Annotated in this window: 23 protein-coding genes; 15 read left to right on the top strand and 8 right to left on the bottom strand. The window is 64.1% G+C overall.

Annotation, left to right across the window (positions count from 1 at the left end):
* The first annotated feature begins 45 nt into the window (after nt 1–45).
* Together gshA and ACFPTO_RS10525 are read left to right on the top strand one after the other, a co-directional pair.
* Nucleotides 46–1,668 (top strand): glutamate--cysteine ligase, encoded by a 1,623-nt coding sequence (gshA, locus tag ACFPTO_RS10530; RefSeq protein WP_377711314.1) that lies wholly within the window; start codon nt 46–48, stop codon nt 1,666–1,668.
* Between the two features lie 209 nt (nt 1,669–1,877).
* Nucleotides 1,878–2,336, top strand: a complete 459-nt coding sequence (locus ACFPTO_RS10525; RefSeq protein ID WP_377711313.1) for a hypothetical protein — start codon at nt 1,878–1,880, stop codon at nt 2,334–2,336.
* A gap of 116 nt (nt 2,337–2,452) precedes the next feature.
* Here ACFPTO_RS10525 and ACFPTO_RS10520 read toward each other — a convergent pair whose 3' ends face one another.
* Nucleotides 2,453–4,009, bottom strand: coding sequence for a DHA2 family efflux MFS transporter permease subunit (locus tag ACFPTO_RS10520; RefSeq protein WP_377711312.1), 1,557 nt, complete (start codon nt 4,007–4,009; stop codon nt 2,453–2,455).
* 173 nt (nt 4,010–4,182) lie between these two features.
* Entirely contained in the window at nt 4,183–4,710 is a 528-nt protein-coding gene (locus tag ACFPTO_RS10515; RefSeq protein WP_377711311.1) for a MarR family winged helix-turn-helix transcriptional regulator, read from the bottom strand.
* A 234-nt stretch (nt 4,711–4,944) separates the two neighbouring features.
* On the opposite strand from ACFPTO_RS10515, the gene ACFPTO_RS10510 reads away from it, so the two are divergent.
* Nucleotides 4,945–5,178, top strand: coding sequence for a hypothetical protein (locus ACFPTO_RS10510; protein WP_377711310.1), 234 nt, complete (start codon nt 4,945–4,947; stop codon nt 5,176–5,178).
* 179 nt (nt 5,179–5,357) lie between these two features.
* A complete protein-coding gene (locus ACFPTO_RS10505) occupies nt 5,358–6,938 on the top strand; it encodes an efflux transporter outer membrane subunit (RefSeq protein WP_377711309.1) in 1,581 nt (526 codons plus the stop codon).
* 59 nt (nt 6,939–6,997) lie between these two features.
* Here the strand turns inward: ACFPTO_RS10505 and gspG are convergent, their stop codons facing one another.
* Complete coding sequence (gene gspG / locus ACFPTO_RS10500) at nt 6,998–7,462, bottom strand: type II secretion system major pseudopilin GspG (RefSeq protein WP_377711308.1); 465 nt, start codon at nt 7,460–7,462, stop codon at nt 6,998–7,000.
* Between the two features lie 476 nt (nt 7,463–7,938).
* On the opposite strand from gspG, the gene ACFPTO_RS10495 reads away from it, so the two are divergent.
* Both ACFPTO_RS10495 and ACFPTO_RS10490 read left to right on the top strand, forming a co-directional pair.
* Nucleotides 7,939–8,382, top strand: a complete 444-nt coding sequence (locus ACFPTO_RS10495; protein WP_377711307.1) for a lytic transglycosylase domain-containing protein — start codon at nt 7,939–7,941, stop codon at nt 8,380–8,382.
* Between the two features lie 160 nt (nt 8,383–8,542).
* Nucleotides 8,543–9,868 carry a GTP-binding protein gene (locus ACFPTO_RS10490; protein WP_377711306.1) on the top strand — a complete coding sequence of 442 codons (1,326 nt, stop codon included), beginning with the start codon at nt 8,543–8,545 and terminating at the stop codon, nt 9,866–9,868.
* A 174-nt stretch (nt 9,869–10,042) separates the two neighbouring features.
* On the opposite strand, the gene ACFPTO_RS10485 is transcribed toward ACFPTO_RS10490, so the two are convergent.
* Complete coding sequence (locus ACFPTO_RS10485; RefSeq protein ID WP_465262956.1) at nt 10,043–10,336, bottom strand: HU family DNA-binding protein; 294 nt, start codon at nt 10,334–10,336, stop codon at nt 10,043–10,045.
* Between the two features lie 443 nt (nt 10,337–10,779).
* Between ACFPTO_RS10485 and mnmC the strand changes: the two genes are divergently transcribed.
* The 7 genes from mnmC (at nt 10,780) to ACFPTO_RS10450 (ending at nt 20,200) form a co-directional block, all read left to right on the top strand.
* On the top strand, nt 10,780–12,741 hold the full coding sequence (gene mnmC, locus ACFPTO_RS10480) for a bifunctional tRNA (5-methylaminomethyl-2-thiouridine)(34)-methyltransferase MnmC2/FAD-dependent 5-carboxymethylaminomethyl-2-thiouridine(34) oxidoreductase MnmC1 (protein ID WP_377711305.1): 1,962 nt from the start codon (nt 10,780–10,782) through the stop codon (nt 12,739–12,741).
* An 830-nt stretch (nt 12,742–13,571) separates the two neighbouring features.
* Entirely contained in the window at nt 13,572–14,777 is a 1,206-nt protein-coding gene (locus tag ACFPTO_RS10475; protein ID WP_377711304.1) for a cation:proton antiporter, read from the top strand.
* 100 nt (nt 14,778–14,877) lie between these two features.
* Complete coding sequence (locus tag ACFPTO_RS10470; protein WP_293033636.1) at nt 14,878–15,993, top strand: YbdK family carboxylate-amine ligase; 1,116 nt, start codon at nt 14,878–14,880, stop codon at nt 15,991–15,993.
* A gap of 715 nt (nt 15,994–16,708) precedes the next feature.
* On the top strand, nt 16,709–17,350 hold the full coding sequence (locus tag ACFPTO_RS10465; protein ID WP_377711303.1) for a MarR family winged helix-turn-helix transcriptional regulator: 642 nt from the start codon (nt 16,709–16,711) through the stop codon (nt 17,348–17,350).
* Nucleotides 17,351–17,447: 97 nt separating this feature from the next.
* Entirely contained in the window at nt 17,448–18,200 is a 753-nt protein-coding gene (locus ACFPTO_RS10460; RefSeq protein ID WP_377711302.1) for a glutamine amidotransferase, read from the top strand.
* Between the two features lie 120 nt (nt 18,201–18,320).
* Nucleotides 18,321–19,433, top strand: coding sequence for an NADH:flavin oxidoreductase/NADH oxidase (locus tag ACFPTO_RS10455; protein ID WP_377711301.1), 1,113 nt, complete (start codon nt 18,321–18,323; stop codon nt 19,431–19,433).
* A 254-nt stretch (nt 19,434–19,687) separates the two neighbouring features.
* Nucleotides 19,688–20,200: an SET domain-containing protein gene (locus ACFPTO_RS10450; protein WP_377711300.1), complete on the top strand. Its 513-nt coding sequence runs from the start codon at nt 19,688–19,690 to the stop codon at nt 20,198–20,200.
* Between the two features lie 106 nt (nt 20,201–20,306).
* Here ACFPTO_RS10450 and ACFPTO_RS10445 read toward each other — a convergent pair whose 3' ends face one another.
* Nucleotides 20,307–21,881, bottom strand: a complete 1,575-nt coding sequence (locus tag ACFPTO_RS10445) for a sensor histidine kinase (RefSeq protein WP_377711299.1) — start codon at nt 21,879–21,881, stop codon at nt 20,307–20,309.
* A gap of 256 nt (nt 21,882–22,137) precedes the next feature.
* Entirely contained in the window at nt 22,138–22,824 is a 687-nt protein-coding gene (locus tag ACFPTO_RS10440) for a response regulator transcription factor (protein WP_293033626.1), read from the bottom strand.
* A gap of 127 nt (nt 22,825–22,951) precedes the next feature.
* Here ACFPTO_RS10440 and ACFPTO_RS10435 point away from each other — a divergent pair, with 127 nt between their 5' ends.
* Nucleotides 22,952–23,182, top strand: coding sequence for a DUF3717 domain-containing protein (locus ACFPTO_RS10435; RefSeq protein WP_377711298.1), 231 nt, complete (start codon nt 22,952–22,954; stop codon nt 23,180–23,182).
* Nucleotides 23,183–23,230: 48 nt separating this feature from the next.
* Here the strand turns inward: ACFPTO_RS10435 and ACFPTO_RS10430 are convergent, their stop codons facing one another.
* Nucleotides 23,231–23,536 (bottom strand): 4a-hydroxytetrahydrobiopterin dehydratase, encoded by a 306-nt coding sequence (locus ACFPTO_RS10430; RefSeq protein WP_377711296.1) that lies wholly within the window; start codon nt 23,534–23,536, stop codon nt 23,231–23,233.
* Nucleotides 23,537–23,780: 244 nt separating this feature from the next.
* Here ACFPTO_RS10430 and ACFPTO_RS10425 point away from each other — a divergent pair, with 244 nt between their 5' ends.
* Nucleotides 23,781–24,287 (top strand): Lrp/AsnC family transcriptional regulator, encoded by a 507-nt coding sequence (locus tag ACFPTO_RS10425; RefSeq protein WP_377711294.1) that lies wholly within the window; start codon nt 23,781–23,783, stop codon nt 24,285–24,287.
* Nucleotides 24,288–24,357: 70 nt separating this feature from the next.
* On the opposite strand, the gene ACFPTO_RS10420 is transcribed toward ACFPTO_RS10425, so the two are convergent.
* Complete coding sequence (locus tag ACFPTO_RS10420) at nt 24,358–24,882, bottom strand: class IV adenylate cyclase (RefSeq protein ID WP_198108135.1); 525 nt, start codon at nt 24,880–24,882, stop codon at nt 24,358–24,360.
* Between the last annotated feature and the right edge of the window lie 240 nt (nt 24,883–25,122).

The following is a 25,122-nucleotide window of genomic DNA, read 5'->3' as shown; positions in this document are numbered from 1 at the left end:
CACGCACGAAGCTTCACGCCGCTAGCCCGAGCCCGATCCTTCTCAATGCCCGACACGACCTCCACACGCCCGAACGACGTTCTCGCCCAGCGCCTTGACGCGCTGAGCGCAGGACCTCTGCGCGACGCGCTTACACGCGGTCTGCGCGGCATCGAAAAAGAGAGCCTGCGGGTGACGCGCGACGGCCAGCTCGCGATGACACCGCACCCCGCTGCGCTCGGCTCGGCGCTCACGCATCCGTCGTTGACCACGGACTACTCCGAAGCGCTGCTCGAAATCATCACGCCGCCCGAGCACGATCCAGCGATCACGCTCGAACGCCTCGACGATCTGCATCGCTACGTCTATGCGGTGCTCGCACGCGATGGCGAAATCCTCTGGAACGAATCGATGCCGGGCCTCCTGCCCGCCACCGACGACGGCATTCCCATCGCCGCTTATGGCACATCGAACATCGGCCAGTTAAAGCGCGTCTATCGCATGGGCCTTGCGCTGCGTTACGGGCGCACGATGCAATGCATCGCCGGGATCCACTACAACTATTCGCTTAACGAAGAAGTGTGGCGAACGCTGCACGCGCACGAGCGGTCCGCCGCGACGGCGCTCGACTACCAGTCGGAGCGCTATCTCGCGCTCATCCGCAACTTCCGTCGCACGAGCTGGCTTCTGATGTATCTGTTCGGCGCGTCGCCCGCGCTCGACATGCGCTTCCTGCGCGGCCAGCCGCACGAACTCGAAGCGCTCGACAGCGAAACGCTCTACCTGCCGTACGCAACGAGCCTGCGTATGAGCGACCTCGGCTACTCGAACACGACGGGCCAGTCCGCGCTGCACGCCGACTACAACACCCTGCCCGGCTATCTCGATGCGCTCGCCGAAGCCGTGAGTCAGCCGTATCCGCCCTACGAGGCGATCGGCACGCACCGCGACGGCGAGTGGGTGCAGATCAACACGAACGTGCTGCAGATCGAAAACGAGTTCTACTCGACGATCCGTCCGAAGCGCGTCACGTACGCGGGCGAGCGGCCGCTGCATGCGCTCGCCGCGCGCGGCGTGCAGTACGTCGAAGTACGCTGCATGGACATCGATCCGTTCGAGCCCACGGGTATTTCGCTCGAAACAGCCCGCTTTCTCGATGCCTATCTGCTTGCGTGCGCGCTCGATGACAGCCCGCTGCTGCCCGCGCAGGCATGCGCCGACGCCAACGACAATTTCGGCCGCGTCACGAAGGAAGGCCGCCGTCCGGGGCTCGAACTCAAGCGTGACGGCATGACCGTGCCGATGCAGGACTGGGCCGCCGAACTCTTCGCGAAGATCGAACGCGCCGCGGCAACGCTCGACGCAGTGCAAGGCGCGGGCGAACACGCGCGCGCCGTGGCCGCGCAACGCGTGAAGCTGGCAGACGCGTCGCTCACACCGTCGGCACGCGTGCTGCAAGCGATGCGCGAGCGCAAGCAGACCTTCCTCCAATTCGCACGCGCGCAGAGCGAACGCCACGCGGCGCATTTCCTCTCGCGTCCGCTCGACAGCACAGCAACGGCGTATTTCGACACGCTTGCGCGCGAGTCGCTCGACGAACAGGCGAGGCTCGAACACGAGGATGCCGGCTCGTTCGATGCGTTCGTCGCCGCCTATAGCGCCTACTCGCTCGACCGCGATATTACATAACGGCGCACGTGACTGCGCACGTAACTGCGCGCGCGACAGATCGTCGCCGGGCATTGCACGTGCTCGAAACGAATGCCACGCTGGAGCGGTCCAATACTTATCGATCGACCGGCCTGCGCGCGCTGTGTCACACTTCGACACACTTTGACGCACGGGCCGGCGAGTGCGCCGCGCGCGATGCGCGGCACTCGAAGGGAGGAGATAACGCGATGAAACGAATCCTGCCGATCCTGCTCTGCGCGAGCGCCGCGGCGTGCTCGACGGGCGGCCAGGTCAATCCCGACGTCATGCAGATCGCCACCGCCCCGCTCACGTGCTCGGACAAGACGCAATGCGATCTCTGGTGGCAACGCGCGCAAGACTGGGTGCGCGCGCACTCCAGATACGAAGTGCAGACGGCCACCGACACGTTGATCCAGACGACGGGCCCGGGAGGCGGCCGACGCCTGCTCGCCTACGAAATCACGAAGAGCGTGAACAACGACGGCACCGCGACAATCGGGTTCGCGGCGCACTGCGACAGCTCGCTCGGCTGCAAACCGAATCCCTGGAGCGCAGGCGCAGCGTTCAAGCAGTTCGTGCGCTCGGGCGTCGACGCGCCAATCCCCGGAGCCGACGCAGTGGACGCGCCCGCGGCGGGCGGTGCACAAGCGCCCGCATCTCCTTGATGGCGCAACGGTTTTATTTGTCATCCTGATTATCGCCAAAGGAACCCGAGACACGCGGCGGCCAGTCATCCCACCGGCCGGCCGCGCGAGCCTCGCTGCCCCGCTCGATATCCCGCTCAGTGCCCCATTGAAGGTCCCGCGACTTTCCTCGGCTTCGTGACCCACACGAGCGCAGCCAGGACGAGAAACACCACGAACGAAATGCGGAAGAAGTCGTTCGTCGCCATCATGTAGCCCTGCTGCGTGACGATCTCGTTGAGTTGCGCGGTTACGCTCTGGCCTGCGAAACCGAGGCTCGCCATCGCGTCGCTATACGCGTTGGTGTTCTGCGAATACTGACTCACCGATTCGGACAGCACGGCATGGTGATAGATCGCATCGTCTTCCCAGAACGTCGTGCTCACCGCCGTGCCAATCGCACCCGACAGCGTACGCAAGAAATTCGATAGCCCCGATGCGCTCGCGAGGCGCTCGTCGGTGATGCTCGAAAGCGTGATGGTCGTCATCGGCACGAAAAAGCACGCAACGCCGATGCCCTGCACAAGACGCGGCAGGATCACGTGATTGAACGGCACGTCGAGTGTGAAGGTGGAATTCCAGATCGAAACCAGCGCAAAAACGAGGAACGCGAAGCTGGCGACCATCCGCAGGTCGAGCTTGTGCATGTTGCGTCCGATCAGCGGCGACAGCACAAGCGCGAGCAGCCCGACCGGCGCCGTCGCAAGGCCTGCGATGCCCGCCGTGTAGCCCATCACCGTTTGCAGCCAGAGCGGAAAGATCACCACCGAGCCGAAGAACGCCATAAAGCCGAACGAGATGATGAGCGCGCCCAGGGCGAAATTGCGGTCGCGAAACAGCGAAAGATCGATGACGGGCTCTTTTTCCGTGGCCTCCCACGCGAGCAGGAACGCGAGCGACACCACCGCGATAATCGCCAGCGTGACGATGAAACTGGAGTTGAACCAGTCGCGGTCCTTGCCGAGATCGAGCATCATCTGCAGGCACGACACGCCGATCACGAGCAGCGCGAGGCCGACGGCGTCGATGCGCTGCTTCGTGGTCTTCGTTTCGCGGCCGCGCAGCAGCATGTACGCGCACGCGGCCGAGAAAAGCCCGATCGGCACGTTGATATAGAAGATCCACGGCCAGGTGTAGTTGTCGGTGATCCAGCCGCCCATCACCGGGCCGAAGATCGGCGCGACGATCACCGTCATCGCCCAGAGACCGAGCGCGAGGCCGCGTTTCGCAAGCGGATACGAACGCATCAGGATGGTCTGCGAGAGCGGCACCATCGGCCCGGATACGAGCCCTTGCACGAGACGGAACGCAATCAGCGTCTCGAAGTTCGATGCGAAGCCGCAGGCCGCCGAGGCAAGCGTGAACAGCAACACCGAAAGCGTGAAGAGGCGCACTTCGCCCACGCGCCGCGCGAGCCAGCCGGTCAGCGGCACCGCGATGGCGGACGCCACCGAGTACGACGAGATTACCCATGTGCCTTCGGTCGTGGCGACACCGAGGTTGCCGGAGATGGTCGGCACGGCGACGTTCGCAATCGAGGTGTCGAGCACCTCCATAAACGTGCCGAGTGCGAGGCCGACTGTGAGTAGCGCGAGCGTGCTGCCCGTTAGCGGCGCGGGCTCGGCGGCGACGCTCGCTGCGGGAGTAGCGTTCATCTGTCCTGAATCCTTTGACGTCGGACCGGTGCCGCAGCCTGAATTCGCTCGCGCTCATCGGCCTGCTGTCGGTCCGCTATCGGTCTGCATTTCAATGCCTCGGCATTTTCTGCCCAGACAGCTATCGGACTGCAAAAAGGGGCGTGATGCCGCCGTCTCTCATGTATTGCCGTCTATGTTTCGTCGCCGCCCGTCGTCAGCGGATGCCGCGTCGCCTGACGGCCTGCAGCGCCGCTGCACACGACTTCCGTCACCGCGTCGTTGGCAATGAAGCGCTGCAAAAGGTGCACGAGCGTTGCCGCTTCGTCAGAGGAAAAGCCGCGCAACTGCGCGCTTAAAACCGTCGAAATCAGATCCGGCAGTTTCTGCGCCGCGTCGCGGCCGAGCGGCGTCAGCGCCAGTTCCACGACGCGCCGGTCGGCCTGGCTGCGTTCGCGCACGAGGAAACCCTTCTTTTCGAGCCGGTCCAGCATACGCGTCATCGATCCCGTGTCGTACGACAGCACGCGGGACATCTCGTGGGGCGTGCGCGCACGCTCGTACCACAGCAGCAGGATCACGCCGATCTGCGACGACGTGAGCCCGAGCGGCGCGACCGCACGGTCCATCCGCGCGGCCAGGACGTTGCGGGCCGTCGAGAGGAAGTAGCCGAGACTCGATTCGACGCCGATGTGCTCGGGTATAGAGGGCGCTTCGTTCATGTCGGGAGGCGGAATCGGCTGGATCGAAACGAAGGTGGATTCTAGCGGCTAATTTCACTGCCTAAGCAGATAAATAAATGGAGTTATGCGGGTGCGTCAAGGTGCCCGACCCGACAAAAACCACACTAACCCTGGTGCAACTCAAAAAAAAATTGGCAATTACTTGCCTCGTCAATATTATGGCTGACAAGCGCTTCATTTTGCTTTCATCGCTTTTTGTAGTCAGCCCACACCATGCAGCCCCCGAAAACCGCGCTCAGCGGCCTTGTCCGCCACGTCATCCGCCACATCACCCGCCCTGTCACCGACGCTGCCCGAAGTTCCTTCGATAAAGCCCGTGCAGCCAGCCGCGCCCCGAGCCTGCGCAAGCTCGCGGTCTACGCGGCGGTGATCGTCCTGCCCGGCGGCCTGATTGCGCTCCTGCTGCACAAGTTGACGACGCACCGCTGGCGCCGTAACGACGCGTAACTTGCCCGGCGCGCGCCGTAACACACCGGACGCCCTCCCGCATTACCCTTGCACATTCCGCGCAGCCCGCCGTGCGTGCGCTACCATTGCCGCGTCACGACCACCCGCTGTGCGCCAACGCGCATCCGGTAACGAAGCTCACGACGTTTCTTGCTGGCCGCATCGACAGGATTGCTTGCATGCTCCGCCGTACCGTCCGTTTGTCCGAAATGTCCTTCCGCCGTGCACCCGCGCCTGCTTTCCTCGCCGTGGCCGCCGCGGTGGCGTTCCAGCTGGGCGGTTGTGCCGTCGGCCCGAATTACCAGCGGCCTGCCGCTGCCGTTCCGGCTTCATTCAAGGAAGCGCCCGAAGGCTGGAAGGTCGCGCAGCCGTCCGATTACGCGGATCGCGGCGCCTGGTGGACCCTCTACGACGACGCGAAACTGAACGCGCTCGAAGACCAGCTCAACGCAGAGAATCAGACCATCGCCGAATTCGCCGCCGCGTACCGGCAGGCGCGCGCACTGGTCGGCGAAGCACGGGCGGCGTATTTTCCGGTGATCAGCGCGTCGATGGGCGCCACGCGTTCGCGCACGCCCACGCGCGTGAGCAATGCGAACAGCAGCTTCGCGAACGGCACGATCAACAACAGCTTCAACCTCGGGCTCGACGCAAGCTGGGAACCCGATCTGTGGGGCAAGGTGAGCCGCACGGTGGGCGCGCAGGAAGCCGGGCAGCAGGGCGCCGCCGCCGATCTCGCCAACGCGCGTCTGTCGGCGCAGGCCACGCTCGCGCAGACGTACTTCACGTTGCGCTCGCTCGACGCGCAGCAAAAGCTGCTCGACGAAACCGTCTCGGCGTACCAGCGGTCGTTGCAGCTCACCCAGAACCGGTACGCGCAGGGCGTCGCGGGCCGCGCCGACGTGATCCAGGCGCAAACGCAGCTTCAGTCGGCGCAGGCGGCGGCCATCGACAACGGCGTGGCCCGTGCGCAAAACGAGCACGCCATCGCCGTGCTGGTCGGCCAGCCGGCTTCGACGTTCTCGATCCCGCCGTCGCCGCTCGCCGCCACGCCGCCCGCCGTACCGGTCTCGATGCCTTCGGCGCTACTCGAACGCCGGCCCGACATTGCCTCGGCGGAACGCAAGGCCGCCGCGGCCAACGAGCAGATCGGCGTCGCGATGTCGGCGTTCTTCCCGTCGCTCACGATCTCCGCGTCGGGCGGCTTCGAAAGTTCGGTGTTTTCGCAGTTGCTGTCGATGCCGTCGCGCTTCTGGACGCTCGGGCCGTCGCTCGCGGGCACGATCTTCGATGCCGGCCTGCGCAGCGCACAGACCGAAGCCGCGCGCGCCGCATACGACCAGCAGGTCGCCACCTACCGGCAAACGGTGCTGGCCGCGTTCCAGGACGTCGAGGACAACCTCGCATCGCAGCGCATCCTCGCGCAGGAAGTCGTCGTTCAGCAGCAGGCGGTGGAATCGGCGCAGCACGCGCTCGATATCGTCAGCAACGAATATAAGGCGGGCACGACCGACTTCCTGAACGTGCTGTCCGCGCAGACCACGTTCTTCGTCGCGCAGCAGAAACTGGCGAGCATCGGCGGGCAGCGGATGGTGTCGTCGGTCGGGCTCGTGAAGGCGCTCGGCGGCGGTTGGAACGTCAAGCAGATGGATCGAGAGACCGGCAGCATGGCCGCGCCCGCGCCGTTGGCGGCACAGACGAAGCAGGGCGCTACGCTCTCAGCAGCTTCGGCTTCGCAGGCACCCGCCCGGCCGCAATAACCGGTTGGCGCGGCACAGCCGGTTATGCGTCGCGCAGCGAGCCGTCCCGCCATGACGCGTTACTGCCAGGAACCAAGGTCGGCGTCGTTGCCTTCGCCTCCGGGCCGGTCGTCGGCGCCGTAGGTGTACACATCGACCTCGCCGTGCACGCCCGGATTCAGGTAGCGGTACGCATTACCCCACGGATCGTCCGGCAGGCGTTCGAGATAGCCGCCGTCCTTCCAGTTGCCGGGCACGGGGGCCGTGGACGGTTTTTGCACCAGCGCCCGGAGGCCCTGCGACTGGGTCGGAAAGCCGCCGTTGTCCTGTCGATAGTGTTTGAGCGCCTGCGCGATCACCGCGATGTCGTGGCGTGCGGTAACGCGACGCGCTTCGTCGGGACTGGACATGACTTTCGACACGATCAGCGCAATGAGAATGCCGGCGATCGCCATCGCAACCATGACTTCGAGCAGCGTAAAGCCGCGGCGGCGGCAAGCGCGCATGCCTTCGATTTCGGCACGGCGTTGAGTCCACATGGACATACCTGACTTTCCTCCTCGCGATATTGCTGGGCGCTACTGACATTTCCCGGGCGCTGCTGGCCGGGCGATCCTAGCCCGGCCCGTCGCGGAACTGCACCGCGCGACACATGCGGGAATGCGCTTTGCAGCCCAACCTGGCAGCCCATTGTAATGTCCCCCGGCAACGCTGCCGCTATCACGCTCGCTTCAAGCCGCACTGAACCGACCCCGCTACACATCGACTGCGAGCCCGGGAAGCACGCCATCGACGCTATTCGCCGCTTCGCATCGTCCGAACGCCCGGACGACGTTCACGCGTCACAGGCCGCCGGTATCATACGAGCCGTTTGCCGTCGCAGGCGCGGTCCGCAATCGCAGCCTTCGCAGCACCCGCGCAAGCGCATCACCTGGCGCTCCCTAAAGCGAAAAACACGCCGCCTGGAGCATCGTTCAAGGCGCGCCCCACCGCCTGTTCACTTGCTGCACCTGCCGTGCCGATGAAAAAGATCTGGTTCCGTACGATTGCCGCCGCCACGCTCGCGCTTGCCGATGCGAGCACGCTTGCGCACGCCGACTGCTTCGACGAAGCCGCCCAGTATCAGAAGGTGAATCCGCTGATCCTGCGTGCCATCGCCTGGCAGGAGTCGCAGAACCGGCCCGATACGATGCGCAGGAATGCGAACGGTTCGACCGACTTCGGCGTCATGCAGATCAATTCCGTGCATCTGCCGACGCTCGCACAGTACGGCATCTCGCGCAGCGCGCTCATGGAGCCGTGCAAGAATGTCTATATCGCCGCCTGGCATCTGCGCCGGAAAATGAACAAATACGGCAACACGTGGGCCGCCGTCGGCGCCTACCACTCCGAAACGTCGCTGCTGCGCGATCGCTACGCACAGCAGATCGCCGAAATCCTGCGGCAATGGAACTTCCTGAACTAGGGCCCTGGTCGCAAGGTACGCCGCACAGCCTGCGCACCGCGCCCGCATGATGCACAATGCTGGCTAATCCTGACATACGCGTTGGCATATCCGTTTGCCAGCGCGTCGGCTCCCGCCGCGCGCGCGGCCTGTTTTAAGTCTTTCCGATCCCCACACTGCGATGAACCAGCCGTCACTACCCGTCACCGTGCTCACCGGTTTTCTGGGCGCGGGCAAGACCACGCTGCTCAACCATATCCTCGCGAATCGCGCCGGCCTGCGCGTCGCCGTGATCGTCAACGACCTCGCCGCGGTCAATATCGACGCCGCGCTTGTGCGCGACGCGGCTGCGCTGTCGCACCTCGAAGAAAAGCTCGTCGAGATGTCGAACGGCTGCATTTGCTGCACGCTGCGCGACGACTTGCTGAGCGAGATCCGCCGTCTTGCGCAGGAACAGCGTTTCGACGCGATCCTGATCGAATCGACCGGCATTGCCGAGCCCATGCCGATCGCCGAAACCTTTGCCTTCGTCGACGACGACGGTACGTCGCTTGCCGACATCGCCCAGCTCGACACGCTGGTGACCGTGGTGGACGCATTCAACTTCCTGCGCGACTACGCGTGCGCCGACGAACTCGCCGAGCGCGGCCTCGCGTCCAACGAAGAAGATGACCGCACGATCGTCGAACTGCTGATCGAACAGGTGGAGTTCTGCGACGTGCTCGTCGTCAACAAGGCCGACCTCGTGAGCGAGGACGAACTCGCCCACCTGCAACGCATCCTCGCGCGCATCAATCCGCGCGCCGTGCAGGTCGTGAGCCGTTTCGGCGCGGTGCCGTTGAACGAGGTGCTGAAGACGGGCCGCTTCGATTTCGAGGCCGCCGCGAGCGCACCAGGCTGGCTCGCATCGCTTGAAGAACACGATCACGATCACGACCGCGCGCATCGCAGCGAAGCCGACGAATTCGGCATCGGCAATTTCGTCTATCGCGCACGGCGGCCGTTCCATCCTGAACGGCTCTGGTCGCTGCTGCACGAAGAATGGAAGGGCGTGCTGCGCACGAAAGGGCTCTTCTGGCTCGCGACGCGCAACGACGTGGCCGGTTCGCTATCGCAGGCGGGCGGTGCGTGCCGTCACGGTCCGGCGGGTACGTGGTGGGCGGCGCAGCCGCGCGAAAGCTGGCCGCGGAACGCCGCGCTGGAAAGCGAAATCGCGCGCGACTGGTACGGCGATCCGGCCGATACGCACATCGGCGACCGGCGCCAGGAACTGGTGATGATCGGCGTCGATCTGGATCGTGCGGCATGGCAGGCGAAGCTCGATGGGTGCCTGCTCACCGATGCCGAATACGCGGCGGGCCCCGAAGTCTGGTGCACGTATAACGACCCGTTTCCGTATTGGGACGTCGACGACGATCACGATCACGATCACGATCACGAAAACGGCGAAGGCGAAGGCGAAGGCGAAGGCGAAGGCGAAGGCGAAATCGTTCATCGCCCGCACTGAATCGATCCATCGAGATGACGAAACATGCCGCACCATGCGGCATGTTTTGCATCTCGGGTATAAACGGTAAGTCCGCTATAAACGCCGCGAAAATAAAACAGGCGAAAAACCGGACAAAAACGCGGACGAAAAAAAACCCGCCAGGGGCGGGTGTCAACTCGAAGCGGCAATGCCTTAGCGCTTGTTGACGGCGTCCTTGAACGCCTTGCCGGCCGTGAACTTGACGGTCTTGGCAGCCGGAATCTTGATGGTTTCGCCCGTCTTCGGATTACGGCCGGTGCGTGCCGCACGCTTGCCCGAACCGAAGCTGCCGAAGCCGATCAGCTGAACCGCATCACCCTTCGACACTGATTTCTTGATCACGTCGAGGAGCGTGTCCAGCGTCTCGCCGGTTTGCGCTTTGCTTGCGCCCGTCTGTCCTGCGACGGCGTCGATCAGTTCCTGTTTATTCATTGAGAAGTTCCTTATCAGTTTAGGTTGACACGAACAGCGCGAACGCGCCGATTATACGGTCGCGTGCCGCGCTGTCGAGCAGCAACGGTTCCGGAGCTCCCCGGCGATTCGCGCCGTGGCGCGAATGGATGCTGTGCCGCGACGGCCGTGCTGCCGCTTCCCTGGGCGGCGCTTGCTATGATAGCGCAGCGCAAACCCAATAACGACAAGGGTTTCGACGATTTGCAACGGTATTCAGCCGAATTAGGCGGGGCACTCGAATTGGTTTGCGGCCGCCGCTCGAAAGAATGCCGTATTTCCGATTTCCAACACGCGCGCGTTGCGTCCAACCAACGCCCGGTAGCCGTTGCCCAATGCCCGCAAAGCCAGGCTGGGCGCGGCGGTTGCACTGCATCAACCGCACCGGTTCGCTGGATCAAGGTCGTTTTAGCGCGCCGAATTGTCCTTTCGCGTTCCTTATGACCGCCATCCTGATACCCGCCACACTCGCTTTTCGCAACGACGGCACGCCGTTTTCCCCGCTTTACGATGATATTTATCACAGCGCGTCCGGCGCGCTCGCCCAGGCGCAAAGCGTATTTCTGCATGGCAACCAGTTGCCCGGGCGATGGCAAAACCGCCGGATTTTCACGGTGCTGGAGACGGGTTTCGGCCTCGGCGTGAACTTCCTGACGACCTGGGAAGCATGGCGCGAAGATCCGTCGCGCTGCGAGCGGTTGCATTTCGTCTCGGTGGAAAAGCACCCGTTTTCGCGTGAAGACCTGCGCACGGTGCTCGCTTCGGTGGTTGCGCACACATCGCTTATCGCACGCGCGCAGGAACTCGCCGATGCCTGGCCGATGCTCGTGCCCGGTACGCACCGGCTCGAATTCGAGGGCGGCCGCGTCACGCTAACGCTTGTTTTCGGCGATGCGGTCGAAGCACTTCCCAAAATGTGGTTGCGCGCCGACGCGTTTTATCTCGACGGCTTTGCGCCCGCAAAAAATCACGAACTCTGGTCGCAGACGATGTTCAAGGCGCTCGCGCGCGTGGCGGGCGAGGACGCCACATTCGCCACGTGGAGCTGCGCGGGAGAAGTCAAACACGCGCTCGTCGACAACGGTTTCGAATACCGCAAGATCGAGGGCTTCGGCTCGAAACGCGCCATGCTCGTGGGCCGTTTTGCGCCGCGCTGGCGCGTGCGGCGCTACGAACCGCCGCTGCCCGTCGCCGTGCGCGAGCGGCATGCGATCGTGGTGGGCGCCGGGATGGCCGGTTGCGCGCTCATCGAGCGGCTCGCCGCACGCGGCTGGCGCGTCACGCTGATCGAGCGGCACGCCGCGCCCGCATGCGAAGCGTCGGGCAATCCGGCAGGCGTCTTTCATCCGCTGATTTCGCGCGACGACAGCAGCACGTCGCGCATCACGCGCGCGAGCTACCTCTACGCACTACGACGCTGGTCCGAACTCGAAGCTGCCGGCCTGGCCACCATGCGCACGCACGAAGGTCTGCTGCATATCGCCACCGACGACGAATCGCGCGCCGTTGCCGCAGCGCTCGAATCGTTCGCGTATCCCGCCGAATACGCGCTCGCCGTTTCGTGCGAACGCGCAGAGCAGATCGCAGGCGTCACGCTCGCACAGGGCGGCTGGTTCTATCCGCTCGCAGGCGCGATCAGTCCGGCGGCAGTGTGCCGCGCGCAGTGCGAAGCGGCGGGCGCGCAACTCGACGCGCATTTCGGTGTGAGCGTCGCGCGCATCGAACGCGCGGGCGACGCATGGCGCGCCTTCGACGACAACGGCGCGCTGGTCGCCGAAGCGCCGGTCATGATCTTTGCGAATGCACACGATGCCTCGCGCGCGGCCGCGCTCGACCATGCGCCGACGCGTCTTGTGCGCGGCCAGTTGACGCTCGTGGAGCACAGCCCGCTTGCCAGCCTGCGCGTGCCGGTGGTCGGCGAGGGCTACGCGCTGCCGCTCCCGGACGGCGTCACGCTGACCGGCGCCACCTACGAACTCGACGATGCCGACGACGCGATCCGCGAGGCCGGTCACGCCGAAAACCTCGAACGCGTTGCGCGGATGCTGCCGGAACTCGCTGCGGCACGCGACGCCGCGCGCGCCCACGACCGGACCGGTCGCGTCGGGTTCCGCTGCGTGACGAGCGATCGTCTGCCGATGATCGGCCAGCTCGGCGACGAAGCCGCCGCACGGCGCGACGCGTCGCGCCTCAGTGGCGCATGGCCGCTCGATTTGCCGCGCCTGCCAGGGCTCTACGGCGCCTATGCGTACGGTTCGCGCGGGCTCGTGTGGGCCGCGCTCGGTGCGGAGCTGATCGCGTCGCAACTGGAAGGCGAGCCGTGGCCGCTCGAGCGCGAACTCGCCGAACACGTCGATCCCGCGCGGTTTCTGCAACGTGCGCTGCGTCTGCGCAGCCTCTGATCGCACCGGGCAGCCACCGGCTCCACGTTATCCACGCCAGTCTGTGGACAACCGCGTGAATTGCAGGTGAAGCAGGTGTGTAATGCATGTGGACGTAAACGGGGTAACTTGCGGCACCCTGCCAGGGGACCAAAAGTTACTCTTCGATCACAGCCGGCACCGCACATGCTGTGCAACCGGTTGTGCGTTCGGCAAACAACTGATTTTCCATACTTATCCAGGGTTATCCACAGAAAACGAGGCCCTTTGTTAACTCTTACTACGTATACATACGGTAAACAGTAAACCCGAAGGTGAAGCCATCGCCGTCACGCGTTGACTTCGCCCTCGAACCCGCCTGAATGGGGAACCTGCATGTGGGCACGGCATGAAGACCCGGTCAGGCAGCACGTCGATGTCCGCATCTGTGGACGTGAGCGCCGTTCCCAAAAAGCTATGGCACAATCGGCCTTCTTCCTGCGTATCGGGCTGGTGGAGGCCAGTGGGCCACCACAGACGATGCGTCCAAGGAACGGATGTCGCTTGTACTGATCTCAGTCGTGAGGAGGGCAAGCAGCGTTCGTTCATCCACGGCGGGCGCGCCTTGTCGCACATAAGCGCACACAAGCGCCCGCAACGGCTGTCCGCCTTATCCGGCAACCGGGCGTAGTGCATTTCCGCAGTCGAATTCCAGCCGGCTCATTGCGCCCCGGCTGCTTGCCATCCGCGTCGCAAACCGTGTATCGGATGACGAATATCAAGTCGTGTGGCACGCGGCTTGCCCGTGTGCCAGTCGTCGTCGAGCGATGTCGGATAGACGGACTGTCTTCTGCCAAGGAGAAGCCACCACGATGAAGTCGGCGTTTTCGTTCTTTCCCGCCTGGCCGTTGCAGCTCGATGGGATTTTCTGGGCCGGGCTCGCGCTGCTCGCCGCCGGACTGTGCGGCGAGTTGTGCTATCGCGCCTGGCGGCTGCCGCGCATTTCGGGTTACGCCGTCATTGGCCTGATCGCCGGATCGGCTGGCTTTGGTGTGATCGATACCGACATGGCCGACAACGCGCGCCCGCTGCTCGACGTCGCGCTCGGACTGCTGCTGTTCGAACTCGGCAGCCGGCTCGACCTGCGCTGGATCCGCCGCAATCCGTGGCTGATCCTGTCGAGCCTCGCCGAAGCGACGCTCACGTTCGTGCTCGTGCTGGTCGTGCTGCTCTTTCTCAAAGTGCCGGTCATGATCGCGCTGGTGGTCGCGTCGATTGCGATGGCGACTTCGCCGGCAATGGTCATACAGCTCAAAACCGAACTGCGCGCCGAAGGGCAGGTGACGCAGCGTTTGCTAACGCTCACCGCGCTGAACAGCATGTATGCGGTGATCGTCGTCAAGCTCGCGTCCGGCTGGCTGCATCAGGAGATTTACGGCAATGTGTTCGCGACAATTCTTCAGCCGCTCTATCTGCTCGTCGGATCGCTGATTCTTGCGTACGCGCTCGCGCGTGCATGCACGCTGTTCTATCGACGGCTCAGCCCGCAAGACGAGCATTCGTTCGTCGCGCTCTTCGGTCTCGTCCTGCTGGCGATTGCGATCTCGCACGTCCTCAAGCTGTCGACGATCCTGAGCCTGCTCGCCGCGGGCATCATCGTGAAGAACCTCGAAGCGCGCCCGCAACTGTGGCCGCAGCACTTCGGCACGGCGGGCTGGCTGCTCACCGTGATTCTTTTCGTGCTCACGCTCACGACCTTCGAATGGCACGATATCGCGGTCGGCGGCGTGGCGGCGGCGGGGCTGATCGTGGCGCGGCTGGTTGCGAAACTCGTCGGCGTGCTGATCTTTGCGCGGCCAAGCGGTCTCGAATGGAAGCAGGGCGTCGCGCTCGGTCTCGCGCTCACACCGATGTCGGCGCTCGCGCTACTGCTTGCAGAGGATACCTATGAGCTTTATCCCAACTTCGATCCTCAACTGCGCGCGATCGTGATGTGCGCGATCGTCGTGCTGCAACTGCTGGGGCCGTGGCTCGTCTATCGCGCGCTTGCACTTGTGGGCGAACGGGGCGAAAAATGAAGTCGGCGGCACCGGCTCGCCGCCGGGTGCCGCACACCATGCAACACCGCGTGCCGCAGCGACCGATGTTTCGCGCGGCGCGTCTGCAAGAGGGGATGTCATGTCACTGGAATCATTTGTCGATTCGAAGCCGTTCACATTCGGCATCGAACTCGAAATGCAGATCGTCAACACGCACGACTACGATCTCACGAAGGCCGGCAGCGACCTGATGCGCCTCGTCAAGGACCAGCAGATCCCGGGCAATATCACGCCCGAGATCACCGAAAGCATGATCGAGCTGTCCACCGGCATCTGCACGACGCACGAGCAGGCGGTGACCGACCTGCGCAGGATCCGCGACACGCTCGTCGCGGCCGCTGATCGTCTGAACGTCGGTTTGTGCGGCGGCGGCACGCATGCGTTTCAGCAGTGGAGCGACCGGCGCATCGTCGATACGCCGCGCTTTCAATACCTCTCCGAGCTTTACGGATATCTCGCGAAGCAGTTCACGGTGTTCGGCCAGCACGTCCACATCGGCTGCCCCGATGCGGACAGCGCGCTGTTCCTGCTGCACTCGCTCTCGCGCTTCATTCCGCACTTTATTGCGCTTTCGGCGTCGTCGCCGTATGTGCAGGGCGTCGATACCGGATTTCACTCGGCGCGGCTGAATTCGGTCTTCGCGTTCCCGCTGTCCGGCCGCGCGCCGTTCGTGCTGAGCTGGGAGGAGTTCAAGGATTACTTCTCGAAGATGGTCCACACGGGCGTCGTCAACAGCATGAAGGATTTCTACTGGGACATTCGCCCGAAGCCCGGCTTCGGCACGATCGAGGTGCGCGTGATGGATACGCCGCTTTCGGTCGAACGGGCCGCGGCCATTGCGTGCTACATCCAGACACTCGCGCGCCATCTGCTGATGGACCGGCCCATCGTGCCGCGCGAGGACGACTACCTCGTCTACACGTTCAACCGCTTCCAGGCGTGCCGCTTCGGGCTGGCCGGCACCTGCGTGAATCCGCAGACGGGCGAGCGGCAAACCATCTCGGAAGATATTCTCCGCACACTCGAGCAGATTGCGCCGCACGGCGAGGCGCTGGGGGCGACCCGCGCGCTGACCGAAATCGGGTTGATCGCGCGCGGGCATGCCAACGACGCCACCTGGCTGCGGGGCGTGGTCGCCGAGGAGAAGTCGCTGCACGAAGCGGTTCGTCAGCAGTGCCTGCGCTGGCGCGCGTGAGCGGCGCGGCGGATCGTCCGGAGGCCGGACTCGGGAAGCGGCGGGAGGCTGCCGAGGCCTCCAGGGGGGCGGTCTGCCAGCATTTCGGGCACCGAACCGGCCCGGACGCACCCGGCGGGTGAGCAGTGGGGCGTGCAGAACCTCACACTGTGAAAAAGATTTTTCGAGATATTACTCGGTCATTTCGCGATACTGCGGGGTTCTGATTGTTTCAATGGCGAAGGGCAATCAGGCACGCCGCGCGGGCGAGCCGAGCGCCCATCCGCCTGTGGGTAACCGGGAAAATTGCTGAATACTCAAAGTCTTGCGCAAGCGACCGCCGTGCAGATTTTGATTGCGTTTATGCAAGAAATACGGGATAACCTGGGAACGTCCGATGCGCTCGCCGCGCGTCATCACGCCGCTGTCGGCCCGCCATCGGCGTCTTTATCAACGGGTTATCCACAGTCTCGGGTGGATAACTTAGCTGTGCGATTGGCTACTCTCGCATAAAATGTCGAATTGTCGTTGTGCTCCTCGGAAGAGGACGGTGCTTGAGACCGTCGCGGCGAGAAGGGACGAATATGCGATGCGAGACCTTTTGACGGTCACGCAAAGCACCGATTTTTGAGATGGCATGCGATCCGGATTGCCGGATGCGGCCTTTTCCATGAGGCCGTCGGCCCATGCAGCGGCCGACGATGCAGCGCAAGCTGCCAATAACCAGCGAAAGATTATGAGCGAAGGCGTATACGGAGAGCAGGCAGCCGGGCGGGTAACCCATAGCCTGTTGCGACTCAGCACGGCGATGCGGAGCCAGGCATGGGACTGGGCCGAAGGAGCGGGGCTCACGCCGACTCAGGGTGAAATTCTCGTGCTGCTGATGCAGCGCAAGGGGCCGATGCGCCTCGGCGAGATCGCCCGGGAAACGGCGCTGACCGCAGCGACGACCAGCGATGCAGTGAGCACGCTCGAAACGAAGGGGCTCGTCGAAAAGCGCCGTGCGCTCGACGACGGCCGCGCGCTTGCAGTGCGCCTCACGGCGCGTGGCCGCACGGCCGCGAAGAAGGCGGCGCAATGGCCGGATTTCCTCTCGAAGGCCGTGGGCACGCTGCGCGGCGACGAGCAGGCGGTGTTCTATCGCACCCTTTTTTTGAAGACCGTCTATCAACTCGAAGTTCAGGAAGCCATCCCGCAGCACCGGATGTGCCTTACCTGCTCGCACTTCGAAGCCAGCAAGAATCCGAAGAAGACGCCGCATCATTGCCAGTTGCTCGGCATCGACATGGCCGACACCGATCTGCGGCTGGATTGCTCGGTGTACGAACAGGCTGAAGTGACGACCCAGAAGAAAAACTGGAAGATCTTCGCGGTGTAACGCGTGGTCTGTCTCGCGATGTAAAGCAAGCAAGCGAGCGGCGGCGTCATGCCGCCGCTCGGCCCGTCTGGTATCGCTGCTCCCGGGGAATGAGCCGATGAATCGCGAAGTATTGGCTGTCCGCCATGTGTATTTCGAGGACCTCGGCAGCTTCGAGCGCGTGCTCGGCGAGCGCGGGCGGCCCGTCCGTTACGTGGACGTCGGCTTCGCGCGCATCGGCGCGCTCAATCCGGTCGCGGCGTCGCTGATGGTCATACTCGGCGGGCCGATCAACGCCTGCGACGATGCGCGCTATCCCACGCTTGCGGCGCTCGCCGCACTGATCGAAAAGCGTATTCACGCCGGGCTTCCGACGCTCGGCATCTGCCTCGGCGCCCAATTGATCGCGCGCGTGCTCGGTGCGCGCGTCTATCGCGCGGCTGAAGCCGAAATCGGCTGGACGCCGCTCACGCTGACCGATGCCGGGCGCGCATCGCCGCTGCGTCATCTGGACGGCGCGGCGACGTCGATGCTGCACTGGCACGGCGATACGTTCGATTTACCGGCGGGCGCCACGCGTCTTGCCTCGACGCCACGCTGCGAGAACCAGGCCTTCGCATGGGGCAATCATGTGCTCGGCCTGCAATGTCATCCCGAGGTGCGCGCCGACCGCTTCGAGCCCTGGTTGATCGGCCATGCCGCTGAAATCGACCACGCGGGCGTCGATGTCAACGCGCTGCGCGCGGAAACGGCGCAGCATGGCCCGCATCTGGAACAGCAGGCGAGCCGCATGTTCGGCGACTGGCTCGATGCAGTCGATGCGCGTGCTGCCGACGCGGCTTCTGTGGCCGCCACGGTCAATCGTCCCTGAGATTGCATTGAGCGCTGCGCGCCGCTGCGGGCTCGCCAGGTTCGCCGTGCCGGGCGCGAGCACCTGAAAAGTCAGCGTGCTATTCTCGATCGCACCTTTTTCCCGTTCGAGTTTTCTTCCATGAGCCCGCTCTTCACTCCGATTGCACTGCGCGGCGTGACGCTCGCCAATCGCATCGTCGTCTCGCCAATGTGCCAGTATTCCGCCGATCGCGGTGAGGCCAACGACTGGCATCTGATCCATCTCGGCCATCTCGCGCTCTCGGGAGCGGGCATGCTGTGCATCGAAGCGACCGCCGTCGAGCCGGACGGACGCATCACGCCAGGCGATCTCGGCCTGTGGGACGACGCGACTGAAGCCGCGCTCGTGCCGGTGATCGCCGCGATCCGCCGCCATTCGCCGATCCGCATCGCGATGCAGATTGCGCACGCGGGCCGCAAGGCATCGAGCCACGTGCCCTGGGAAGGCGGCCAGCTGATTTCTCCGGCCGATGGCGGCTGGGTGACGCACGCGCCATCGGCGCTGCCGCACAAGGACGGTGAAGCGCCGCCGCTCGCACTCGACATCGACGGCCTGAAGCGCGTGCGCGAAGCGTTTCGCGCGACGACGCGGCGTGCGGCGCGGCTCGGCATCGACGCGATCGAGCTGCATGCGGCGCACGGCTATTTGATGCATCAGTTTCTCTCGCCGATCGCGAATCAGCGCAGCGACGCATACGGCGGCTCACGCGAGAACCGCATGCGTTTTCCGCTTGAAGTCTTCGATGCGGTGCGCGCCGAATTTCCCGCCGATCGTCCGGTTGGCGTGCGCGTGTCGGCAACCGACTGGGTGGAGGGCGGCTGGACGCTCGATGACACCGTCGCATTCGCGCAGGCTTTGAAGGCGCATGGCGCGGACTGGATCGATGTGTCGTCGGGCGGCGTATCGCCCTTGCAGCAGATCCCGCTCGAACCGGGCTATCAAGTGCCGTTTGCTCAAGCGGTGAAACATGCCACCGGCCTGCCGACGATTGCGGTTGGCCTCATCACCGATCCTCTTCAGGCGCATCAGGCGATCGCCGATGGCGACGCCGACATGATCGCGATGGCGCGTGCAATGCTCTACGATCCGCGCTGGCCGTGGCATGCGGCAGCCCAGCTCGGCGCGAGCGTGAATGCGCCGCCGCAGTACTGGCGCTCGCAGCCGCGCGATCAGAAAAAGCTCTTCGGCGAGACGACAATCGGACAGCGTTAGTCAGCGCGCGTCGTGCGTGAGCGCATGGGTTGAACGAAGATGGCGCGAACGTGTACGATGCCGGTTGTAGCGCGCGAGGCGCTGCACGAGCGCGGCGCCGACACGGCGCCGCGTTTGCGTAGAGAGGCGGGTGCAGCACGAGAGCGCACAAGAGCACACGAAAGAGCACATTCGGCGCACGCTCAGCGCACGTTTAGCGCGCCGCTCGCCGCAGCAGGGATAGTCTCGCTAGTACCATCACGAGGATGCATTCAATGAGTGTACGCAGGATCGTCGTGCGCCAGTCGGGCGTACACGGTAAGGGCGTGTTTGCGACGGCGCCGATCGAGGCGGGCGCGCGCCTGATCGAATACAAGGGCGAGCGCATCTCCTGGAAGGAGGCGTTGCGGCGCCACCCGCACAATCCGGACGACCCGAACCACACGTTCTATTTCGCGCTCGATGACGGCGATGTCATCGACGGCAAGGTGAAGGGCAACAGTGCGCGCTGGATCAATCACTCGTGCGCGCCGAATTGTGAAGCGGAAGAGATCGACGGGCATGTGTATATTCATGCGCTGCACGAAATCGCCGAAGGCGAAGAACTGTTTTACGACTACGGTCTCGTGATCGACGCAAGACAGACCCGCAAGCTCAAGCGCGAATACGAATGCCGCTGCGGCGCGCGCAAGTGCCGTGGCACGATGCTCGCTCCGCCGGAAAAAGAAAAGGGCAAGGAGAAGGGCGTAAAAGCAGGCAAGTCGGGGAAAAGCAAAAAGAAGAAGTGATCGCCGCGACTGTGCTGCACGCGAATCAAAAAAGGGCCGCTGTTCAATCAGCGGCCCTTGTTATCTGCAACGGCGGTTTTATACGGCGGTGAATGACGCGCGCGGCTCAGAGATCAACCGGCGCCTGATTAGGTGCCTGCTTGGGGGCCTGCTTGGGTGCCTGATTAGGCGCCTGATTCGGCGACGGCTTTGCCGCCAGGGCCGCTTTCTGATGATGTTTATCGGCTGAAGCGTCACTGCCCGCATCGGCCGATCCGTGTTGTGCGAGCGGGATGCGTACGATGAAGCGCGCGCCGCCCTCCGGGGCATCTTCGTAATGCACGCTGCCGCGATGGAGCGCCATGATGTCGTGAACGATGGCAAGACCGAGACCCGCGCCGCTGTCCACGCCGCTTTCGGTCTGGCCGTCGCCGCGGAAAAAGCGCTTGAAGAGATCGGCTTGCTGCGCAGGCGGCACGCCGCGCCCGTTGTCCTCGACGACGATCTCGGCCATCGGCGTGTCGTCGACGACGCTCCGCGTCACGCCGACCGTGATGCGCCCGCCGTCGAGCCGCGCGGGCGGCAGATACTTGAGCGCGTTGTCGAGCAGATTCGCAATTACTTCGCGCAGCAGCACCGGATTGCCGCGCGACATCAGCGGCGCGTCGTTTTCGGGCGCGTCGAGGCGCTGGAAGCCGAGGTCGACGTGGCTCGCCAGTGCGCGCGGCACCCATTCCGCGCCGGTTTCGAACGCGAGCGCGGCGACGTCGATATCGACGAAACGCGCCGCCTGTTCGGACGGTTCCGCACGCGCAAGCGAGAGCAACTGGTTCGACAGACGCACCGCGCGGTCGGCGGCCGCGCGCAGTTCGCGCACCGCATTGGTCACCTGCTGCGGCTCGCGCGCGGTGGCGGCCTGCTCCGCGTGCAGCTTCACGGCGGTCAGCGGCGTGCGCAACTGATGCGCGGCGTCGGCGATGAATTTACGCTGCGCATCGAGTGCGGTCTTCAGGCGGCCGAGCAGCGCGTTGAGCGCGCCGGTAAGCGGCCGAATCTCGACAGGCACGTATGTCTCGTCCACCGGTTCGAGCGACGTGTGCGTCTGGCGATTCAGCGAGTCGGCGAGATCGGTGAGCGGGTTGAGCTGCTGATTCACGACGCGCCACACGATCGCCCAGCCCGCGAGCAGCAACAGCAGGAGCGGCATCATGATCGCGACGAGAAACTCGGCGGCGATACTGGAGCGCAGGTGCACGGGCTGCCCGACTTCAACGACGATCGGATTACCCGTGGGCTGATCCACGCGCACCTGTGCGACGCGTAATTGCACGCCCTGATACTCCGCATCGAACACGTAGGCGTAATGCATGCGCCGCACATTCGCGCCCTGCAGCGGCATGTTGTGATCGCCGGCAATTTCCGTGCTGCCGTCGCTGATGCGATAGACGAGATGCTCGATCGGATCGGAGAACATGGCCTGCGCGAGCGGCGGCACGGTGACCGCCGCGTCGGGTCCGGCGATCTGGATCTGTTTCGAAACGGCGGTCGCGAGGTCGGCGAGCGAGCGGTCCACCACATGCTGCGTGTACTGCCACGCAAGCCAGTAGGCGACGAGGCCGCTCATCAGCGCAAGCAGCGACAGCGGCGCAGCCAGGCGGCGCAGCAGCGTACGGCGCAGACTGTTTGCAGCCGGATAGGACATGATGGTTTCGAGCGATGAATGAACCGGATGCGCCCGGCAGCCGGCATGCGTCGAGATTTTTACATGCGATACATGCGTTACATGCATTGCTTGCATTGCGCCCGGCGCATGCATCGAATGTAACGCAGGTAAAAAGCGCGACGCGCCGTGCGGCCCTGAATCCGCTCATTGTACGCGGGCCACTGCGCAGGCGGCACGGCAGGCACGCTGGCGAGCGGTCCGGCGTTGCGCCGGACCGGCAGGGGAAACGGCAGCGTCAGGCCGTCTGGCGAATTTCCTGCAGCAGATAGCCGAAGCCGCGCACCGTGACGATTTCGACGCGGCAGTTTTCGAGCTTCTTGCGCACGCGGTGCACGTAGACTTCGATTGCGGTATCGCCGAGATCGCCGCCGAAGTGCGTGAGATGGTCCTGAAGCTGCGCCTTGCTGACGACGCGGCCGTGACGCAGCAGCAGCATTTCGAGCACGGCGAATTCGCGCGGCGAGAGTTCGAGCGGCTTGTCTTCGTTGAAGATGCGGCGATCGACGCCCGAAAGACGCACGCCGCCAAGCGAAACTTCGGGGCGCGGCACGTCGCCGTGCGGACCGCTGCGGCGCATCACCGCGCGAATGCGCGCTTCGAGTTCCGCGGGTTCGAACGGTTTGAGCATGTAGTCGTCGGCGCCCGAATTCAGGCCCTGGACGCGGTCGTTCAGCTCGTCGCGTGCGGTGAGGATAATGACGGGCGTGTGCCGGTTGCTTTGGCGGAAGCGCGCGAGCAGCGTCATGCCGTCGATGCCGGGCAGACCGAGGTCGAGGATCACGAGTTCATGGCGATTCTGCGTGAGGGCCTGCTCGGCGAAGATGCCGTCGTGAACCATGTCCACCGTGAAGCCGGCTTGCTCGAGGCTGGACTGGATGCCGCGTGCGATGGGGCGGTCGTCTTCGATCAGAAGGAGTCGCATGGGATTCGCTCAAGTACAAATGGGTTTAGCGTTTGAGGCACGCAGTTCGCGAAGCGCCGCTCGATGCAGGTGACCTGCACGACAGCTAGCGGCGCCGCGTGCAACGATTGCGCGAGTCACGATCAACATGTCCGATATTTCGATTACCGAACTCGAAGCCGCGATCAACTTCTGGCGCAACCGCTCGCCCTCGCGTGGCGACGAACTCTCGTTGTGCAAGGAAGCTAGCGCGCTTTCCAAGCCGTATGCGCTGATGATTGTACAGCGTCAGAACATCATGTCGGCGGAACGTTTGGACCCCATTGCCCGCGCCGCCTGGGAATCTTACGTATCCCTCAAGAATGGCCTTCAACCTTGAAGGTTTGAGAACTTATCACCATTCATTCAGCTTTCAACTGGCGCATGCTCACACACTGAGCGGACCCGGCGCAATCGAGTCGATAAAGCGTGCGAGCGCAATGTCGCGTGCCGTAAGGCCGTCGGCTTCATGCGTCGACAGCGTAATTTCGACGCGGCTATAAACATTGAACCACTCGGGATGGTGATTCATCTCCTGCGCCTTGATTGCGATACGCGTCATAAAGCCGAACGCCTCGTTGAAATCGGCGAAACGGAAGGTGCGCGCAATGGCGTCGCGGCCCGCGACGGACTGCCAGCCGTGAAGCTCGGCGAGCTGGGTGGCGCGCTCTTCTGATGTGAGGCGGTTGATCATGTCTGCACCTGTCATGGAGTGGGCGCCCGCCCGGCGTTTTGGGCCGCACGAGCACCGGACACCGCACGAGATCCGCGCGCGCGGGTGGTGCGCGGACGAATGGCGGTAGATCGACTATTTTTTCACGGATATCGGCAGGGTGCGAGCGCTCCCGCGAGATGGCAATGCCGCACCGCCCGGCGCCGCAGGAATGGGGCTCGCCTACGGCATGTCATGCAATAATCGCGCATTAATAACCGGATTCATGCACAAATTTGTCATGCTGGAACTCGATCACTTTGATCTCGCGCTGCTCGACGTGCTGCAGCGTTTTGGCCGTGCGACGCACCAGCAGCTCGCGGAGCGGGTGCCGCTTTCGCCGTCGCAGATCGGCAGGCGGTTGCAGCGGCTGGAGGCAACGGGCGTGATCGACGGCTTTCGCGTCGTGCTGCGGCCCGAAAAGCTCGGGCTCGGCGTCACGGCGTTCACGAGCCTGAAGCTGAAACATCACGGGGATTCGGTGATGGAGCAGTTCCGGCAGCAGATCGACATGCTGCCCGAGGTGCTCGAATGCCATGCGGTGGTGGGCGACGCCGATTATTTGCTGCGGATCGTGGCGCCGGATCTGAACGCGCTGTCGTCGTTCGTGATGAAGAAACTGATGCACGTGACGGGCGTCGACAGCGTGCGCTCGAACATCGTGCTCACCACGTTCAAGCGCAACGGACCGCTGCCGCTCGGGCATCTGGAGCCGGGCGCGTCCGCGCCCTGACTCCACGCTGTTTCAGTATCAACGCGGCTTTTCAGGCCTGCATTTCAGGCCTGGATTTCACGCCCGCATTTCAGGCCGGTACCGCCGTATTGAGCAGATCGACGTAGGCACGCGCCACAAGATCGCCTGCTTCGACGCCGAGCTTTGCGAACATCGCGTGCGCCTCGGCTTCGCCGCCTTGCTCGTCGTCATCGGGCGCGAGCACCACTTCCAGTTCGACGAAATCGCCCAGGCCGTCCACGCGGTCCAGATGGATGCGCGTGCGGCCAACCAGATACACATGGCGCTCCTTCGATACGATCCCGCGCGTGGTCAGCGCCGTGGCGAGCAGCGCGTGCATCGCTTCGGCGTTCGTGACCGGGCTGCGCGTGTAGTACGAGACTTTCGGGCCGTCGCGGTCGTCGCGCTGATAAAAAATCAGTTCGGGCGGCGTGCCGTCGTCGAACTGGCGCAGCTTCAGCCGGCCACGGGGCACGTCGTAGAAAAAATCCTGTTGGCGAAAGATCAGCGGCGCGTCGGGTGCAAGCTGGGCGGCACGCGCGCGCAGCGCGTCGAAGTCGCGGGCACGGGCTTTGATTTCGATGTTGCGGGCCATGCAGGGCTCCTGTGGAACGAGGTAACGATGAGCGGGGCACGAAGCGCACCGTGCCGAACCGAATCGTCCGGCTTCGATGGGCTATCGCCTGGTGATCGATGGGTGATCGGCGCGGGCGAACATCGAATCTAGCAAACCTTGCGTGACGACGCCGTTACACCGCCGATGTCTCCGTACTCGTCGCGTGCTGGTCGCGTGTCAGTCGCGTGTTGGTCGAATACAGCGGCGCCCTCATGAGCG

This window comes from Paraburkholderia denitrificans (assembly GCF_042655705.1).
Classification (GTDB): domain Bacteria; phylum Pseudomonadota; class Gammaproteobacteria; order Burkholderiales; family Burkholderiaceae; genus Paraburkholderia; species Paraburkholderia denitrificans.
Note: the sequence above shows the minus strand (reverse complement) of the source record. Positions and strands in the feature narration are given on the sequence as shown.

Coding starts and splice junctions, on each gene's coding strand:
- ACFPTO_RS10460 (WP_377711302.1), top strand. CDS start 17,448: ATGAATCGCGAAGTATTGGCTGTCCGCCATGTGTATTTCGAGGACCTC.
- ACFPTO_RS10505 (WP_377711309.1), top strand. CDS start 5,358: ATGCTCCGCCGTACCGTCCGTTTGTCCGAAATGTCCTTCCGCCGTGCA.
- ACFPTO_RS10420 (WP_198108135.1), bottom strand. CDS start 24,882: ATGGCCCGCAACATCGAAATCAAAGCCCGTGCCCGCGACTTCGACGCG.
- ACFPTO_RS10465 (WP_377711303.1), top strand. CDS start 16,709: ATGAGCGAAGGCGTATACGGAGAGCAGGCAGCCGGGCGGGTAACCCAT.
- ACFPTO_RS10475 (WP_377711304.1), top strand. CDS start 13,572: ATGAAGTCGGCGTTTTCGTTCTTTCCCGCCTGGCCGTTGCAGCTCGAT.
- gspG (WP_377711308.1), bottom strand. CDS start 7,462: ATGTCCATGTGGACTCAACGCCGTGCCGAAATCGAAGGCATGCGCGCT.
- ACFPTO_RS10495 (WP_377711307.1), top strand. CDS start 7,939: ATGAAAAAGATCTGGTTCCGTACGATTGCCGCCGCCACGCTCGCGCTT.
- ACFPTO_RS10440 (WP_293033626.1), bottom strand. CDS start 22,824: ATGCGACTCCTTCTGATCGAAGACGACCGCCCCATCGCACGCGGCATC.
- ACFPTO_RS10435 (WP_377711298.1), top strand. CDS start 22,952: ATGTCCGATATTTCGATTACCGAACTCGAAGCCGCGATCAACTTCTGG.
- ACFPTO_RS10510 (WP_377711310.1), top strand. CDS start 4,945: ATGCAGCCCCCGAAAACCGCGCTCAGCGGCCTTGTCCGCCACGTCATC.
- ACFPTO_RS10455 (WP_377711301.1), top strand. CDS start 18,321: ATGAGCCCGCTCTTCACTCCGATTGCACTGCGCGGCGTGACGCTCGCC.
- ACFPTO_RS10515 (WP_377711311.1), bottom strand. CDS start 4,710: ATGAACGAAGCGCCCTCTATACCCGAGCACATCGGCGTCGAATCGAGT.
- ACFPTO_RS10470 (WP_293033636.1), top strand. CDS start 14,878: ATGTCACTGGAATCATTTGTCGATTCGAAGCCGTTCACATTCGGCATC.
- ACFPTO_RS10525 (WP_377711313.1), top strand. CDS start 1,878: ATGAAACGAATCCTGCCGATCCTGCTCTGCGCGAGCGCCGCGGCGTGC.
- ACFPTO_RS10445 (WP_377711299.1), bottom strand. CDS start 21,881: ATGTCCTATCCGGCTGCAAACAGTCTGCGCCGTACGCTGCTGCGCCGC.
- ACFPTO_RS10520 (WP_377711312.1), bottom strand. CDS start 4,009: ATGAACGCTACTCCCGCAGCGAGCGTCGCCGCCGAGCCCGCGCCGCTA.
- ACFPTO_RS10450 (WP_377711300.1), top strand. CDS start 19,688: ATGAGTGTACGCAGGATCGTCGTGCGCCAGTCGGGCGTACACGGTAAG.
- ACFPTO_RS10425 (WP_377711294.1), top strand. CDS start 23,781: ATGCACAAATTTGTCATGCTGGAACTCGATCACTTTGATCTCGCGCTG.
- mnmC (WP_377711305.1), top strand. CDS start 10,780: ATGACCGCCATCCTGATACCCGCCACACTCGCTTTTCGCAACGACGGC.
- ACFPTO_RS10490 (WP_377711306.1), top strand. CDS start 8,543: ATGAACCAGCCGTCACTACCCGTCACCGTGCTCACCGGTTTTCTGGGC.
- ACFPTO_RS10430 (WP_377711296.1), bottom strand. CDS start 23,536: ATGATCAACCGCCTCACATCAGAAGAGCGCGCCACCCAGCTCGCCGAG.
- gshA (WP_377711314.1), top strand. CDS start 46: ATGCCCGACACGACCTCCACACGCCCGAACGACGTTCTCGCCCAGCGC.